Source organism: Alistipes sp. i18-0019-D1 (assembly GCF_042852885.1).
Classification (GTDB): domain Bacteria; phylum Bacteroidota; class Bacteroidia; order Bacteroidales; family Rikenellaceae; genus Alistipes.
Map to the genome: position 1 here is coordinate 2131950 of NZ_AP031424.1, position 14034 is coordinate 2145983.

Genomic DNA, 14034 nt, shown 5'->3' on the forward strand with positions numbered 1-14034 from the left:
GTTAAAAAGATTCATATACGAGGTTCTTTGAAGTGTTTGGGTCAGTGTTCGTTGTGTTTCGGGGCGCGGGTCGTCGTCCGGACGATGCAGTCGCGCAGCTGGGCCTGCTGTTCGGGCGTGGCGGTCAGCCATCTGTGCCGTCCGTCGGGGTGGGGGCTGAAGTTCGTGAAACCCTTGTCGTCGACGGTGACGGTTCCCGGTTCGCTTTCGGTGAAGTATTCGGGATGGAACAGCCAGATCACCGACAGCAGGTCCCACGAAGCCCGGTCGTAGGGCATTTTGTGGTAATTCTTGTAGCCCTCGACGACGGGGTGGAGTTTCGTCCAGCCGAAATCGCTCTCGATGGCCGCGCCGGGATACATGACCTGTTTTCCCAGCTCGAAGGGGTTCTGCACGATCGGCGTGTCCCATTCGGCGAAGAGTTTCCGCATGGCGGGGATGTCGTTGACGACGTTGAACTCCGCGCGCTGTTTCCCGCCGTAGCTGCCCGCCATGATCGAGAGCACCTTCACCTTGCGGGCCACCAGTTCGCGCCCCGTGAGGGGCGAGATGCCGTCGGCCGGGCTGTCGAGCAGTTTTGCCAGTTCGGTCGCGAAACCTAAAGAAAGTACGGTCACCGAGTGGTCGGGCTGCGCGGCCAGCGTGCGCCGGTAGAGCGTGACGGGGTTCTCGATCTGTTCCGGAGTCTTGCTGCGGGCGAAGGCCGGGGAGCCGTCTTCTCGGGTCATCGCGCACACCGCCGCCGTGTAGTCGGGAGCGTGGTCGTTGAGCACCGGGGTCGGCGACTTCGCCAGCGGAATGCCGGGGTAGCCGTACCATGTGTTGAGGATGTCGATGTAGTCGGTGGCCGTCGGGCTGAGCTTGTGGTTGCCGATGGCCAGCAGGTCCGCACGGCCGTCGTCCATCGCCTTGTATATCAGGTCGAAGGCCAGTGCGTCGTCGATGTCGTTGCCCATGTCGGTTTCGACGATCAGCCGGACCGGTTCCGGCTCCGGTGCTGCGGACCGGGAGCCGCAGCCCGTGCCCGCAAGCAGCAGGGCGGCCGCTGCGGGAAGCAGTGAGGTTTTCATTTCGGATTCGGGTTTTTAGTTGCCGCCGGAGGCGATGATCGAGGCCAGTCCGGCGATGAAGAAGAGGAACATCACGGCCAGCAGCGTATTGGTCCTGCGGTCGGCGCCCTTGAACTCCTTCCAGATGAAGACGCCCCACACGGCGGCGATCATCGGCGCACCCTGTCCGAGCGCGTAGGAGATGGCGGCCCCGGCCTTGCCGGCGGCGATGTAGCTGAAGGCCGTTCCGAGACACCAGACGGCGCCGCCCAGCACGCCCACGAGGTGCGTGGGCAGCGAGCCGCGGAAGTATTCGCGGTAGCTGACGGGCGCTCCGACGAAGGGCCGGCGCATGGCGTAGGTGTTGAAGACGAAGTTGCTCAGCAGCACGCCGACCGAGAAGACGAAGATCGCCGAATAGGGTGTCAGCATGCCGGGCGTCGGGGCTGCGAAGTTGTCGAGGTCCATCGCCGCGGCGACGAACCGGTAGAAGAACGACATCAGCACGCCCGCCACGACGGCCAGCACGATGCCTTTGCGGTTCTGGGCCGCCGAGTCGCCGCTCTTGCGCATGCGCCCCGCGGCAATGCCGTTGCAGATAATTGCGACAACGATGAGCGCAACGCCCAGGAAGAGCACGAAAGGATCGCCTTTCGGCGCCCCGACGTAGTTGACGACGACGCCCAGCACCAGCGCGAGTCCCACGCCCAGCGGGAAGGCCACCGAAAGTCCGGCCAGCGATACCGAGGCCGAGAGCAGGATGTTCGAGGCGTTGAAGATCACGCCGCCCAGCGCGACGCTGCCGATGCCTCCCCATTCGGCCTGCGCGAGGTCTTCGAGGAAGGGACGGCCCTCGGTTCCGATGCTTCCCATCGTGAAGCCCAGGAGGATGGCGAAGAGCACCATGCCGATCACGTAGTCCCAGTAGAAAAGCTCGTAACGCCAGGTCTTGCCGGCGAGTTTCTGGGTGTTACCCCACGAGCCCCAGCAGAGCATCGTGATGAAGCAGAAGATGACTGCCAAAGAGTAGCTGTTTACAACGAACATAGTATTTGAGTTTTAAGGTTTTCGTTCGGTTCAGGCGAGGGTCTCCAGCTCCCCGCGCCACGGTATCGAGGCCTGTGCGCCCATGCGGGTCACCGAGACCGAGGCGCTGTGTGCGGCGAACCGCACGGCGTCGGCCAGACTGCGGCCTTCGGAGAGCGCCACCAGCAGGGCGCCGTTGAAGACGTCGCCGGCGGCGGTCGTGTCCACGGGCGTGACCGTGCGCGCCGGGATCAGCAACTCCTCCGCCGGGGTGCGGATCAGCGCGCCTTCGCTGCCCAGCGTGACGATGACGTTGCCGACGCCTTTCGCCAGCAGCGCCCCGGCCGCTTTCGAGGCGTCCTGTGCGGTGTGCACGGGGATTCCTGTCAGCGTTTCGCTTTCCGTGCGGTTGGGGGTGATCAGGTAGACCTTGCGCAGCAGCTCGTCGGCGAGCGGCATGGCCGGGGCCGGATTGAGCACCACGCGGGTTCCCGCCGCGTATGCCTTTTCGATGGCGCAAGCCACCGTTTCCATCGGGATTTCGAGCTGTACGAGCAGGTATTCGGCTCCGGCGATGCGGTCCGCCACGGCGTCGATCGCCTCACACGTGAGGCTGTGGTTGGCGCCGGGGGCCACGGCGATGCAGTTCTCGCCGTCCTGCGAGACGAAGATCAGCGCCGTGCCGGTCGGTGTGTCCTTGGCCGTGAAGAGGGCTTCGGTGTTGATGCCGTCGGCGGCGAACTGCTGCCGGAGAGCCGCGGCTCCGGCGTCGTCGCCCAGGCACGAGACGAAGGCCACGTCGCCGCCCAGGCGTGCGGCCGCGACGGCCTGGTTGGCGCCTTTGCCGCCGTTGGACTGCATGAAGCGCGCCTCGCCGACGGTCTCGCCCGGGCGGGGCAGGTGTTTGACGCAGGCAATCATGTCGATGTTGGTGCTGCCTATTACCAGAATCTTGTTCATGTTCGGTTATCGTTGGTTAATTTCCGTCGTTTTCCGCCCTGCGGGGTCCGGATGGAATGTCCGCCCGGCGGAAATGCTGTTTTTCAGGTTGTCTGCCGATTGTTTCCGATACCGTTTTAGCCGTTTTGCGCCCGTTGTTTTCGTAGGATGCCCTTGCAGGATGCCTTTCTTATGGGAGCTGTGGCGGATGTTTCGGTTTTCGGATGCTATCTTTTCGGCTCTGTTTGCGCTTATCGTTTGCGCAAATATAATTACTTTTTGGAAACCTCCAAAATTATTTTGCTGTTTTTCTTTCCTTTCTCGATATTTTTCATACATTTGTCATAGGTGAACTGAAAATAAAGCAATGAAAAAAGAAACTCTCGTTAGCATCGCCGAACGTTCCGGGTGTTCGATTTCCACTGTTTCGCGCGTCTTGAGCGGCAATGCGGCCAAATACCGCATCAGTCAGCGCACCGTTGCGCGCGTGACGGAGGAGGTCAAACGCTGTAATTATACGCCCAGCCTGCTGGCAAAGGGTTTGCGCACAAATCGTACCGATACGATCGGGCTGCTGATTCCGAACATCGAAAACTCGTTTTTCGCCAACGTCGCGGGCGTGGTGATCCGCGAATCGCGCAATTATAATTATAAGGTGGTGGTGGTCGACACGCAGGAGGACGAACGCAACGAACAGGACGGACTGTCGGCGCTGCTGGCGCGGCGGGTGGACGGCATCGTCGCCGCGCCGTGCGGCAGCAATGCGGAGTTGTTCGCCAGCGTGCAGGAGGGCGGCATGCCGCTGGTGCTGATCGACCGCTACCTGCCCGACGCCGGGATGCTCTCCTATGTCACGACGGACAACTACCGCGGTGCGGTGATGGCGGCCGAGTACCTGCTCGAAAACGGACACCGCCGCATCGCCTGCATCCAGGGCACGCCCCATTCGATGCCCGTGCGGGACCGCGTGCGGGGGTTCGGCGACACGCTGCGGGCGCACGGCCTCGGGGACCGGATCGTGGTGACGGGGGAGGATTTTTCGGTGCAGAACGGGTATCTGGAGACCAAACTGGCGCTGGCCCGGGAGGAGCGTCCCACGGCGATTTTCGCCTTGAGCAACCTGATCCTGCTCGGGGTGGTGAAGGCGGTGCACGAGTCGGGTCTGCGGATTCCCGACGACATTTCGGTCGTGTCGTTCGACGACAACATGCTTTTCAACTACCTCGACCCGGCGATCACCTGCATCGGCCAGCCTACGGACGAGATCGGCACGCTGGCCGTGAAGCTGCTCATCCGCGCCATCCGCGAACCCGGTGCGGCGCCTTCGCACCTGCACCTGCCGCCCTCGCTGGTCATCCGCCGCTCGGTGCGCAACCTGCTGCTGTGAGCAAACGAAAAGCGCATCGTATTTGTTCTATTTTGTTGTCGGAACAAACATATCTATATTGTAATGTTATGGGATACTTCGACAACGATACCTTTTCTTTGCAGATCCTCAATCAGCATTTTATAGTCGTCGGGGCTAACCAGGTCTATTACATAGCACCCTAATTTTTTTTGTCCATTTATAATTTGCAATCGAGTCTGCGTTAATCCTCCTGAATTTTTCAATTTTATCCGGGTTATTGTTTGATAAGGGTATGCCTTATGCCAGAACCGGCATACCGCATTTTTCAGGATCAATTCATTTTCGGTCAATTCAATATAAAAGAAAGCGCTGGCCGATGCCGCTAACAGTATGATCAGCGGGATAAACGGGATGAGCGATAAGGAGCTTTTTCCCGGAACATAAAGGATTACTAATGGAATTATGCATACAGAAATCAAAACAGGTATAAAACAAGCCCAGATCGTTACAGAACTCCAAATTGAACGCTTATAAGTTTTCATGTCTATTGAGGATATGATGCAATCCGGGAGTTTTCACCGTGAAGCCCTTCTCGCGTAATGTTTGAATTAAATCCGGATAATCTCGTTCATCGACCAAATCGATTACATAACGCCAGGATTTTTTCGACGGCCTCATCACCTGAATAAGGCCGCGATAATCCGCCCTTATAACCGATTTCAATTTTTCAATAGTATTGAACTTAAATTCAGCATGCCAGAAGCGATATACCGGATTCCGGACAATCAATGAATTCTCCGTTAAAACAACATAAAATAATTGAATCGCAGTATTCGCTACAATAAAAGACAGGACACAAAGCTCAATAACAAGAAAAACAAGAAAGCCTTTCAGATTTCCAATCGTCATCAATAAAAACAGGACCAATATAACAACGATCGGTTTCAAAGTGTACATTGAAATAGACTTTTTGAAAGGACGGCGGTAAATTTTCATAACTGTCATTATTTTGGCTGCTTTCGAGCCGGGTATATACAATATGCCCGGCTCGAAAACAGACTATTGACAAAGATACGAGGGATTTAAGTATAAATAAATTTTCCTGCCATTATCTAACTCTATATCTTTTTTATTGAGATTTACGGATCGATAGAATTTGTTCGGAGCTTAATTTCCCGTCAAGAAACAGACGCTGTTCTTTGGTCAGTTCCGCTCCGGGAAACTTCTTGGGTTTCAAAGCTCTCAAAGACTCGTATTTTTCCTGCAATTCCATTTGTGTATAAATGATCATATTGGGATTGCTGCCACTACCGTTGCCGCCAACAACCGAACCTGTTCCGTATCTGTTTGAATAGAACCCATTATCAAGTTTGCCACCGACAAATTCGCCTTCCCGGAAATAATATTGACGCGCTCCATTCCTGCATGAATATGAAATACCTTTTCCATACGGAACCCCGTCTTTGCATTCCCCGACATAAATTGACCGGGGTCTATAATAAATCGTATCTACTCCATTCGCTGTTCCGCCCTTGAAATCTCCCATACGGATTGTACCTGAATTCGAGAAATGCCGTCCGTACCCGGAATACTTGCCATCCTCGAATTCGCCGTAATAGCGGTGTCCGTTCTTTTTGTAATGCGTGCATACTCCGTTGGGGATGCCCCGCTCGAAGCGCCCGATGTAGATGCCCAGCGAATCGGAATAGAGAACTCCTTCGCCGCTGGGGTATTGACCCATATATCGTATGCCTTTTTCAACGATTATAGTATCGGCATCCATGCAAAAAGCAACTTCTGCACAGAATAGAACAATTACTAATGTGACGATCTTGTACATTTTGAATCAGATTAGGTTTAGCTCAAATTATCTCCCTTTCTCAAGAAATCGGTGTTGTTCTGCAGTCAATTTCGCTCCGGGAAACTTCTTGGGTTTCAAGGCTCTCAAAGGTTCATATCTGCTTTGAAGTTCTGTTTGAGAATAGATTTCGACATTCGAAGGAATATTACGTATATTCATACGACGATCGCCGGTAATCTCTCCTCCGATTACAGAATAGGAACCATTTGAATTTGAATAAACCCCATGACTTAATTTTCCGTTAACAAATTGCCCTTCCCGAAAATAATATTTACTAATCGTACCTATGCGTGTATATAAAATACCATTTCCGTGCGGGACTCCGTCTTTGCACTCTCCTACATAGATCGATCGTGGTTCATAATAAATCGTATCCACTCCATTCGCGGCTCCGCCCTTGAAATCTCCCATGCGGATTGTACCTGAATTCGAGAAATGCCGTCCGTACCCGGAATACTCGCCATCCTTGAATTCGCCGTAATAGCGGTGTCCGTTCTTTTTGTAATGCGTGCAAACTCCGTTGGGGATGCCCCGCTCGAAGTGGCCGATATAGATGCCCAGCGAATCGGAATAGAGTACCCCTTCGCCGCTGGGGTATTGACCCTCGTAGCGGGTTTCATTGCCGACAATCACTGTATCAGCAGCACCTTTGCTTTCAAGAAAAAGACGCTGTTCGGCGGTCAGCGTTGCTCCGGGGAATCGTTTGGGCCGTAAGGCTCGTAAAGGTTCATACTTGCTTTGTAACTCTTTTTGTGAGTAGTATATGAAATCTGAACAAGGCATACTCTTGCCATTGACGATATAATTTGTTCTGTTGAAGTGCGACCGATATCCATTGTTTAATTTACCATCAGCAAACTGCCCTTCTTGATAAAAATAGCGACGAGATGCGGGAGTATATTTGTAGTAAACTCCCTGACCATGCAACTGTCCGTTTTTACAGGCTCCGATATAAATTGATTGGCGTCTGAAAAATAGGGTGTCGATACCATTCGGCAATCCATTTTCAAAATCCCCTATACATACGGTTCCCGATCCCGAGAAATACTTTCCATATCCGGAATACTTGCCATCCTCGAATTCGCCGTAATAGCGGTGTCCGTTTTTTTTGTAGTGGGTGCAGACTCCATTCGGGACTCCGTTTTCGAAATGGCCGATAAAAATGCCCAATGAATCGGAATAGAGCACCCCTTCGCCGCAAGGGTATTGACCCTCGTAGCGGGTTCCGTTTCCAACGATGACCGTGTCACACACGGCGCCGAAGGAAAAATTCGCATACAGCGAAACGAGACTAAAAATAAATAATTTATACATACTCGTATATTTTTAGGATTCGTATTATTGAGATGCTATTATTATTCCTACTTCTGCCCCCCCCCCTTCCCCGTGTTCTCCGATGCAAGTCCTACCACAAAATGGACAGGCAGAATTATAACATTGGCAAGGGGCGCTATGACACGCAGACTGTAAGATAATGATAAATGTTGCTATCTGCAATATATGGTCAAAAAATGTAAATTGAAAAATGATCTAATTTGTTTAGAATCAGTGTTAAACCGGTATTCGTCAGTCTCGTTTGGTAAATTTGGCAATACGATATTGCAATGCTCGTTTGCTGATGAAAGAGCGGAGGCGGACCCTGAAAAGTAGTATCCCGGAGATATGGGATAACTCTCTGCTGCCTTTGCGATTGATTGTTTCGCTCCTATTTTATAGCATGACGGATATCAGATGGCGGTGCAAACAACGTAAATGCTGATAGACTTGGATTTGCATTGTTTGCGGCGCGCGTCCCGATCTGTTAAGATTCGGGTGAAAAATCGTCCCGAATCGGGCCTTTTGCCATATGTGCATGAAAAAAGCGGTGCCCTGTTTCGGTAACCGCTTGATTCTTCGAGCTGACACCGGGACTTGAACCCGGGACCTCTTCCTTACCAAGGAAGTGCTCTACCACTGAGCTATGTCAGCAACATTTCTCTTTCGAGTGGTGCAAAAGTACACAAGAAAAATGAAAAGACCAAAAATTTGTACACTTTTCATAATTATTTTCTACCTTTACTACCAAATCATAATAAAAATCAGATGAAACGCATCTTAATAGTAGGCGCAGGCGGTCAGATCGGTTCCGAACTGACCGTTTACCTGCGCGGTATCTACGGCGGCGCGAACGTCGTCGCGACCGACATGCGCGAGTGCCGGACGCTGGCCGAGGACGGTCCGTTCGAGGTGCTCAACGCCCTCGACGCGACGGCCATGGCCTCGGTCGTGGCCCGTCACCGCATCGACACGATCTTCAACCTCGTGGCCCTGCTGTCGGCCGTCGGCGAACGCAATCCCCAGATGGCCTGGAACGTCAACATGGGGGCGCTCAACAACTCGCTCGAAGTGGCCCGGCAGCACCATTGCGCGCTGTTCACCCCCTCGTCGATCGGCGCCTTCGGGCCGTCGTCGCCCAAGGACGGAACCCCGCAGGACACGATCATGCAGCCCACGACGATCTACGGCATCTGCAAGGTCACGGGCGAACTGCTGGGCAACTACTACCACCACAAATACGGGGTCGACACCCGTTCGGTGCGTTTCCCGGGCATCATATCGAGCGTCACGCTGCCCGGCGGCGGCACGACCGACTACGCCGTGGAGATTTACTACGAGGCCATCCGGAGCGGCAAGTTCACCTGCCCCGTTCCGTCGGACGTCTATATGGACATGATCTACATGCCCGACGCCCTGCGCGCCTGTGTCGAACTGATGGAGGCCGACCCCGCGAAATTGATCCACCGCAACAGTTTCAACCTCGCGTCGATGAGTTTCACGCCCGAGATCATCTGCGCCGAGATCAAAAAGCGCCTGCCCGCCTTCACGATGGACTACAACGTCGATCCCGTGAAGAAGGAGATCGCCGAGAGCTGGCCCAATTCGCTGGACGACACCTGTGCCCGCGAGGAGTGGGGCTGGCGGCCCGAGTGGGACCTCTCGCGCATGACCGACGACATGCTGGCGCACATCCGCACGAAACTCGGAACCGAGTGACGGATCCCGAGGTAACCCGGCTTGCCGACACCTCCGAAAGCTGGGACGGGGCGCAGTTCCCGGCCTATCCTGCGGGAACGCTGCGGGTGACGGTCCTGCGGGGCGTGATTCCGCCCGGCGCGAAGATGGCGATGCACCGCCGTGCGGTGCTCAACGCCGGGGTGATGCTGCGCGGCGAACCGACCGTGATTTCCGAGACGGGCGCCGAACGGACGTTCCGGGCCGGGGAGGCGCTCGTCGAGTTGGTCGGAATTCCCCATTGCGGGGAAAACCGCGGCGTCGGGGCAGCCGAATGGTGATGTTTTACGCCGGGGCAGGGAATTTGCCGTTGTCCCAATCGGTCGAATAACCGAAAATTACGCTTATGAAACGAATTGTCCGGAGTCTCGTCGTCCTGTTGCTGCTGCTGGCGGCGGCCCTTGTCGGCGGCAGTCTCTACATGCTCTCCTATTCGCTCCGGCCCGACGCGACGATGCGGGCCAAGAACGCTTCATCGTATGAATATATGTACGGCGAATATCCTTTCCTGCGGCCGTGGGTCGACAGCCTGGAGCGCGCCGGAGCCTTGCGCGACACGGTGATCACGGGGGACGAGGGCGAACGGCTGCATGCGCTCTATGCGGCGGCTCCCCGCCCGACGGACCGGACGGCGGTGATCGTCCACGGCTATACGGACAACGCCGTGCGGATGCTGATGATCGGCTATCTGTACAACCACGACCTGGGTTACAACATCCTCCTGCCCGATCTCTATTACCACGGCCGGAGCGAGGGCCGGGCCATCCGGATGGGCTGGAAGGACCGTCTCGACGTGCTGCGGTGGATGGATGTTGCCAACGACATTTTCGGCGGCGATACCCGGATGGTGGTCCACGGAATTTCGATGGGCGCGGCGACGACCATGATGGTCTCGGGCGAGGAGCAGCGGCCCTATGTGAAATGCTTCGTCGAGGACTGCGGCTATACGAGCGTCCGCGACCAGTTCGCCAAAGAACTGAAGGAGCAGTTCGGCCTTCCGGCCTTCCCGCTGCTCGACGTGGCGAGCTGGCTGTGCGGCCTGAAATACGGCTGGACTTTCGGCGAGGCTTCGTCGCTGGAGCAGGTGAAGAAGAGCCGGCTTCCGATGCTGTTCATTCACGGCGACGCCGACGATTACGTGCCGACGCGGATGGTCTATCCGCTTTACGAGGCCAAACCCGGCGACAAGGAACTGTGGGTGGTTCCGGGAGCGTCGCATGCCAATTCGTATCGCGACAACCGGGAGGAGTACACGCGCCGCGTCGGGGAGTTCGTCGGAAGGTATGTGGGGAACGACCCGGAATGAATTGAACCGACATCAATATGGAAGACTATAATTTGCAGCAGGCGCAGGCCTTCTACCGGATTCTGGAAGAGACTATCGGAAAACTCCCTGCCGACGTGCGCGAGAAACTTTACCGGCCGGGCGCCGTCAATTGTGTGAAAGGGGCCGTCCTGACGGAACTGCGCCGGCAGTTCGAGGAGTGCGGCTGCGACCTCGACCGGCAGTATGCGAAATACGACCGTTCGGAGTACTTCTTTGCGGACATCGTCGAGCCGGGCCGGGTTTACGAGATCGGCTATCCCCGGTGTCTCTGCCCGCAGGTCGATGCCGGATTCGTCAACGCCCCGACCCACTGCGAGTGCTCCCGCCAAAGTATCCTCTTCGTCTACCGGGAGCTGATTCCCGGCAAGACCGTCCGGGTCGAGACGCTCGGAACCGTCCTGTCGGGAGCCGCCGAATGCCGCTTCCGGATCACCGTCGAATAGGGAACGGTCGGGCGGCAATAAAAAAACCGGAGGTCTGAACCTCCGGTTTTTTCGTTTGTCGGAAGGAGCGCTCCTCCCGGCGGGAATGTCTTATTCGGCCTTGCCGTCCGAACCGAGAACCTCCTTGATCTTGTGGATGTAGAGCTTCTTCATGTTGTCGCGGGCGGGACCCAGGTACTTGCGGGGGTCGAACTCGGCGGGCTTCGTGGCGAAGACCTCACGGATGGCGGCGGTCATGGCCAGGCGCGAGTCGGAGTCGATGTTGATCTTGCAGACAGCGCTCTTGGCGGCCTGGCGAAGCTCCTCCTCGGGGATACCTACGGCAGCCTTCAGCGCACCGCCGTACTTGTTGATCGTCTCGACTTCCTCCTGGGGAACCGACGACGAACCGTGCAGCACGATGGGGAAGCCCGGAAGCTCCTTCTCGATGGCGGCCAGTACGTCGAAAGCCAGGGGAGGCGGAACCAAACGGCCCGTCTTGGGATCTACGGTGCACTGCTCGGGGGTGAACTTGTAGGCTCCGTGCGAGGTTCCGATCGAAATGGCCAGCGAATCCACGCCCGTCTTGGTCACGAAATCCACGACCTCTTCGGGTTTGGTGTAGTGGCTGACCTCGGAAGCTACCTCGTCCTCGACGCCGGCCAGCACGCCCAGTTCGCCTTCGACCGTCACGTCGTATTTGTGTGCATACTCCACGACCTGCTTCGTCAGGGCGACGTTTTCGTCGTAGGGAAGTGCCGAACCGTCGATCATCACCGACGAGAAGCCCATGTCCACGCAGCTCTTGCACAGTTCGAACGAATCTCCGTGGTCGAGGTGCAGCACGATCTGGGGTTTGGCCCAGCCCAGTTCCTTGGCGTACTCTACGGCTCCTTCGGCCATGTAGCGCAGCAGGGTCTGGTTGGCGTAGTTGCGCGCACCCTTCGATACCTGGAGGATGACGGGCGACTTGGTCTCGGCGGCAGCCATGACGATAGCCTGGAGCTGCTCCATGTTGTTGAAGTTGAATGCCGGAACGGCGTAACCTCCTTTGATGGCCTTGGCGAACATCTCGCGCGTGTTCACAAGACCCAGATCTTTGTACGATACCATAGTATTTGAAATATTAGTGAATTTGTTGCACTCGAAAAACCGCACAAATTTACTAAAAATTCTAAATAACAGCCCTTTTTTGTGAAAAAAATAACAGCCGGCGGGAAATAGTTGCGCAATCCGGATTGTTTTTTGTACTTTTGCATGATTATCCACCGCAAGCAAACAACAAACAAATACGATCATGGCAGAATTTATCTATCAGGAGCCGTTTCCGATTCAGGACGACAAAACCAAGTACCGTCTTTTGACGAAGGAGTATGTGAAGGTCGTGGAGTGCGACGGACGCAAGATCCTCAAGGTCGACCCCAAGGGCCTCGAACTGCTTTCGAAGGAGGCTTACGCCGACGTGTCGTTCTACCTGCGCGCCGCGCATCTCCAGAAACTGCGCAACATTCTCGAAGACCCCGAAGCCACCGACAACGACAAGTTCGTGGCCTACACGATGCTGCTGAACCAGACCGTCTCGGCCGAAGGCGAACTGCCCACCTGCCAGGATACCGGCACGGCCATCTGCATCGGCCACAAGGGCGAGGATGTATGGACGGGGGCCGACGACGCCGAGTGCATCGCCCGGGGCGTTTACGAAACCTATAAGGACCGCAACCTGCGCTACTCGCAGGTCGTGCCCTTCACGATGACCGACGAAAAGAATTCGGGCACGAACCTTCCGGCACAGATCGACATCTACGGCGGCAAACCCGGCATGGAGTACGAATTCCTCTTCATCACCAAGGGCGGCGGCTCGGCCAACAAGACCTTCCTCTACCAGCAGACCAAGGCGCTGCTGAACGAGGAGTCGCTCACGAAATTCATCCAGCAGCATATCTTCGACCTCGGTACGTCGGCCTGCCCGCCCTACCACCTGGCGATCTGCATCGGCGGCACGTCGGCCGAGATGTGCCTCTCGACGGTGAAGAAGGCTTCGGCCGGCTACCTCGACGAGCTGCCCACCTCGGGCAACGAGGGCGGCCGCTGCTTCCGTGACCTGGAATGGGAGGAGAAGGTGCTGAAAATCTGCCGCGAGAGCGGTGTCGGCGCCCAGTTCGGCGGCAAGTACCTCGTGCACGACGTGCGCGTGATCCGCGCCCCGCGCCATGCGGCTTCGTGCCCCGTGGCCATCGGCGTGAGCTGCTCGGCCGACCGCAACATCAAGGCCAAGATCACCCCGTCGGGCATCTTCCTCGAAGAGTTGGAGAAGAATCCCGCACGCTTCCTGCCGGCCGAGGCTCCCTCGATGTCGCCTGCCGTGGACATCGACCTCGACGAGGGCATGGACAAGGTGCGTGCGATCCTCACGAAATACCCGATCAAAACGCGCCTGAACCTCCGCGGCACGCTGATCGTGGCCCGCGACATCGCGCATGCCAGGATCAAGCAGATGCTCGACCAGGGCAAGCCGATGCCCGAGTACTTCAAGAAACATCCGGTTTACTACGCCGGTCCGGCCAAGACGCCGCAGGGCATGGCTTCGGGTTCGTTCGGCCCCACGACGGCCGGACGCATGGACCCCTATGTGGACCTGTTCCAGTCGCAGGGCGGCTCGCTGGTGATGGTGGCCAAGGGCAACCGCACGCAGCAGGTGACCGACGCCTGCAAGAAATACGGCGGTTTCTACCTCGGTTCGATCGGCGGTCCGGCAGCGATCCTGGCGAAGAACTCCATCAAGTCGGTCGAGGTCGTGGACTTCCCCGAACTGGGCATGGAGGCCGTGCGCAAGATCTATGTCGAGAACTTCCCGGCGTTCATCATCGTCGATGACAAGGGGAACGACTTTTTCGCCGATTTCAAGCACTAAAATCTGCGGGCGGATATACTAAAGGGTACGACTTTACGTTGTAAAGACGTACATGGGATTTTGCCCGGTTGCCGTGAGTCCCGAAACCCGGCGAACAGCC

14 protein-coding genes and 1 tRNA gene are annotated in these 14034 nt (G+C 56.4%); 6 read left to right on the forward strand and 9 right to left on the reverse strand.

Annotated features, from left to right (window positions below):
• Positions 1-41: 41 nt before the first annotated feature.
• From ACGHP5_RS08800 to rbsK, 3 genes are read right to left on the reverse strand one after another with little or no spacing between them, the layout of a single operon-like run.
• Positions 42-1070: a nucleoside hydrolase gene (locus ACGHP5_RS08800; RefSeq protein ID WP_390566270.1), complete on the reverse strand. Its 1029-nt coding sequence runs from the start codon at positions 1068-1070 to the stop codon at positions 42-44.
• A 15-nt stretch (positions 1071-1085) separates the two neighbouring features.
• Positions 1086-2096, reverse strand: coding sequence for a GRP family sugar transporter (locus ACGHP5_RS08805; protein WP_390566272.1), 1011 nt, complete (start codon positions 2094-2096; stop codon positions 1086-1088).
• A gap of 30 nt (positions 2097-2126) precedes the next feature.
• On the reverse strand, positions 2127-3035 hold the full coding sequence (gene rbsK, locus ACGHP5_RS08810) for a ribokinase (RefSeq protein ID WP_390566274.1): 909 nt from the start codon (positions 3033-3035) through the stop codon (positions 2127-2129).
• A gap of 346 nt (positions 3036-3381) precedes the next feature.
• On the opposite strand from rbsK, the gene ACGHP5_RS08815 reads away from it, so the two are divergent.
• On the forward strand, positions 3382-4401 hold the full coding sequence (locus ACGHP5_RS08815; protein ID WP_290532712.1) for a LacI family DNA-binding transcriptional regulator: 1020 nt from the start codon (positions 3382-3384) through the stop codon (positions 4399-4401).
• Between the two features lie 53 nt (positions 4402-4454).
• Here the strand turns inward: ACGHP5_RS08815 and ACGHP5_RS08820 are convergent, their stop codons facing one another.
• The 5 genes from ACGHP5_RS08820 to ACGHP5_RS08840 form a co-directional block, all read right to left on the reverse strand.
• Complete coding sequence (locus ACGHP5_RS08820; RefSeq protein ID WP_390566276.1) at positions 4455-4904, reverse strand: hypothetical protein; 450 nt, start codon at positions 4902-4904, stop codon at positions 4455-4457.
• Complete coding sequence (locus tag ACGHP5_RS08825) at positions 4891-5358, reverse strand: hypothetical protein (RefSeq protein WP_390566278.1); 468 nt, start codon at positions 5356-5358, stop codon at positions 4891-4893. The genes ACGHP5_RS08820 and ACGHP5_RS08825 overlap by 14 nt, the downstream gene beginning before the upstream one ends.
• Positions 5359-5491: 133 nt before the next feature.
• Positions 5492-6202 (reverse strand): hypothetical protein, encoded by a 711-nt coding sequence (locus ACGHP5_RS08830; RefSeq protein WP_390566280.1) that lies wholly within the window; start codon positions 6200-6202, stop codon positions 5492-5494.
• A gap of 27 nt (positions 6203-6229) precedes the next feature.
• Positions 6230-7537, reverse strand: coding sequence for a hypothetical protein (locus tag ACGHP5_RS08835; protein WP_390566282.1), 1308 nt, complete (start codon positions 7535-7537; stop codon positions 6230-6232).
• A 582-nt stretch (positions 7538-8119) separates the two neighbouring features.
• A tRNA-Thr gene (locus ACGHP5_RS08840) sits at positions 8120-8191 on the reverse strand.
• A gap of 114 nt (positions 8192-8305) precedes the next feature.
• On the opposite strand from ACGHP5_RS08840, the gene ACGHP5_RS08845 reads away from it, so the two are divergent.
• The 4 genes from ACGHP5_RS08845 to ACGHP5_RS08860 all read left to right on the forward strand — a co-directional run bounded on the left by ACGHP5_RS08845 (position 8306) and on the right by ACGHP5_RS08860 (position 11044).
• Positions 8306-9256 carry an NAD-dependent epimerase/dehydratase family protein gene (locus tag ACGHP5_RS08845; RefSeq protein ID WP_295903842.1) on the forward strand — a complete coding sequence of 317 codons (951 nt, stop codon included), beginning with the start codon at positions 8306-8308 and terminating at the stop codon, positions 9254-9256.
• Positions 9253-9555, forward strand: a complete 303-nt coding sequence (locus ACGHP5_RS08850; protein WP_390566285.1) for a cupin domain-containing protein — start codon at positions 9253-9255, stop codon at positions 9553-9555. The genes ACGHP5_RS08845 and ACGHP5_RS08850 overlap by 4 nt, the downstream gene beginning before the upstream one ends.
• A gap of 65 nt (positions 9556-9620) precedes the next feature.
• Complete coding sequence (locus ACGHP5_RS08855; RefSeq protein ID WP_290532718.1) at positions 9621-10580, forward strand: alpha/beta hydrolase; 960 nt, start codon at positions 9621-9623, stop codon at positions 10578-10580.
• 17 nt (positions 10581-10597) lie between these two features.
• Positions 10598-11044, forward strand: a complete 447-nt coding sequence (locus ACGHP5_RS08860; RefSeq protein ID WP_337756968.1) for a hypothetical protein — start codon at positions 10598-10600, stop codon at positions 11042-11044.
• 90 nt (positions 11045-11134) lie between these two features.
• Here the strand turns inward: ACGHP5_RS08860 and ACGHP5_RS08865 are convergent, their stop codons facing one another.
• Positions 11135-12136, reverse strand: coding sequence for a class II fructose-bisphosphate aldolase (locus ACGHP5_RS08865; protein WP_290532720.1), 1002 nt, complete (start codon positions 12134-12136; stop codon positions 11135-11137).
• A gap of 184 nt (positions 12137-12320) precedes the next feature.
• On the opposite strand from ACGHP5_RS08865, the gene ACGHP5_RS08870 reads away from it, so the two are divergent.
• Complete coding sequence (locus tag ACGHP5_RS08870) at positions 12321-13934, forward strand: fumarate hydratase (RefSeq protein ID WP_390566288.1); 1614 nt, start codon at positions 12321-12323, stop codon at positions 13932-13934.
• Positions 13935-14034 lie beyond the last annotated feature (100 nt).

Coding starts and splice junctions, on each gene's coding strand:
- ACGHP5_RS08865 (WP_290532720.1), bottom strand. CDS start 12,136: ATGGTATCGTACAAAGATCTGGGTCTTGTGAACACGCGCGAGATGTTC.
- ACGHP5_RS08815 (WP_290532712.1), top strand. CDS start 3,382: ATGAAAAAAGAAACTCTCGTTAGCATCGCCGAACGTTCCGGGTGTTCG.
- ACGHP5_RS08860 (WP_337756968.1), top strand. CDS start 10,598: ATGGAAGACTATAATTTGCAGCAGGCGCAGGCCTTCTACCGGATTCTG.
- ACGHP5_RS08805 (WP_390566272.1), bottom strand. CDS start 2,096: ATGTTCGTTGTAAACAGCTACTCTTTGGCAGTCATCTTCTGCTTCATC.
- ACGHP5_RS08825 (WP_390566278.1), bottom strand. CDS start 5,358: ATGAAAATTTACCGCCGTCCTTTCAAAAAGTCTATTTCAATGTACACT.
- ACGHP5_RS08820 (WP_390566276.1), bottom strand. CDS start 4,904: ATGAAAACTTATAAGCGTTCAATTTGGAGTTCTGTAACGATCTGGGCT.
- rbsK (WP_390566274.1), bottom strand. CDS start 3,035: ATGAACAAGATTCTGGTAATAGGCAGCACCAACATCGACATGATTGCC.
- ACGHP5_RS08870 (WP_390566288.1), top strand. CDS start 12,321: ATGGCAGAATTTATCTATCAGGAGCCGTTTCCGATTCAGGACGACAAA.
- ACGHP5_RS08800 (WP_390566270.1), bottom strand. CDS start 1,070: ATGAAAACCTCACTGCTTCCCGCAGCGGCCGCCCTGCTGCTTGCGGGC.
- ACGHP5_RS08845 (WP_295903842.1), top strand. CDS start 8,306: ATGAAACGCATCTTAATAGTAGGCGCAGGCGGTCAGATCGGTTCCGAA.
- ACGHP5_RS08830 (WP_390566280.1), bottom strand. CDS start 6,202: ATGTACAAGATCGTCACATTAGTAATTGTTCTATTCTGTGCAGAAGTT.
- ACGHP5_RS08835 (WP_390566282.1), bottom strand. CDS start 7,537: ATGTATAAATTATTTATTTTTAGTCTCGTTTCGCTGTATGCGAATTTT.
- ACGHP5_RS08855 (WP_290532718.1), top strand. CDS start 9,621: ATGAAACGAATTGTCCGGAGTCTCGTCGTCCTGTTGCTGCTGCTGGCG.